The organism is Marinitenerispora sediminis (genome assembly GCF_003336425.1).
Classification (GTDB): domain Bacteria; phylum Actinomycetota; class Actinomycetes; order Streptosporangiales; family Streptosporangiaceae; genus Marinitenerispora; species Marinitenerispora sediminis.
In genome coordinates, this window is the sequence record NZ_QEIO01000327.1 from 1 (window position 1) to 810 (window position 810).

2 protein-coding genes are annotated in these 810 nt (G+C 70.2%); both read left to right on the top strand.

Translation table 11 applies throughout. The features are described 5' to 3' along the window. The first annotated feature begins 128 nt into the window (after positions 1-128). Positions 129-278: a hypothetical protein gene (locus tag DEF28_RS27810; protein ID WP_158562930.1), complete on the top strand. Its 150-nt coding sequence runs from the start codon at positions 129-131 to the stop codon at positions 276-278. Between the two features lie 171 nt (positions 279-449). Then, entirely contained in the window at positions 450-800 is a 351-nt protein-coding gene (locus tag DEF28_RS26620; RefSeq protein ID WP_114400926.1) for an antibiotic biosynthesis monooxygenase family protein, read from the top strand. Positions 801-810: the final 10 nt, after the last annotated feature.

Sequence of the window (810 nt, forward strand, 5' to 3'; positions counted from 1 at the left end):
CCCTGCGCGCCGTGAGCACCAGCGACCCCAACCTCTACGTCCCCCGCCGCACCATCACCGCCGAACCCCCCGACCGGGAGCGGCCGTGAACCGCCGCCGACCCCCCGCAGGCCACCCTCGCCGACATCATGGCCGGACGGGCACTGCCCCGCGCCAACGGCGCCGAGACCCTCGTCTACCAGGCCGGCGACGTCGACGGATGGGACCTCGCCATGCAGACGTGGACCCTGCGCCGCGCCTGGCAGCTCAACATCGGCCGGCCCTTCGGCCTGGACTGACCCCCTCCAGCGCACCACGCGCCCACGATCCGGCGCACGTCAACGCCCCGCGGACCCGATCCGCGGGGCGTTTCAGCGGTCTTCTAGCCGACTACGAGAGCCTCCCGGCACATTCGACAAAAGCCGGGGTAGCTGGGGTCATTGTCCGCAGACAACAGGGAGACCACTGAAATGTCGGATCATGAGCTCAATACCGCAGAAAACGCGACGGTCGTCTTCGTCAACAGATTCACCCTGCACACCTCACCCGAGGAATTCGAGCGCGCATTCGACACCACCGCGCAATTCCTGCGCCGCCAGCCCGGATTCCTCCAGTCCACCCTGTCGCGGCACGCCGACAAACCCGACAGCTACCTCAACATCGCCCGCTGGCGCGACGCCCGCTCCTTCCACGCCGCCCTCACCCACCCCGACTTCGCCGCGCACGCCGCCGCCCTGCGCGCCGTGAGCACCAGCGACCCCAACCTCTACGTCCCCCGCCGCACCATCACCGCCGAACCCCCCGACCGGGAGCGGCCGTGAACCGCCGCCG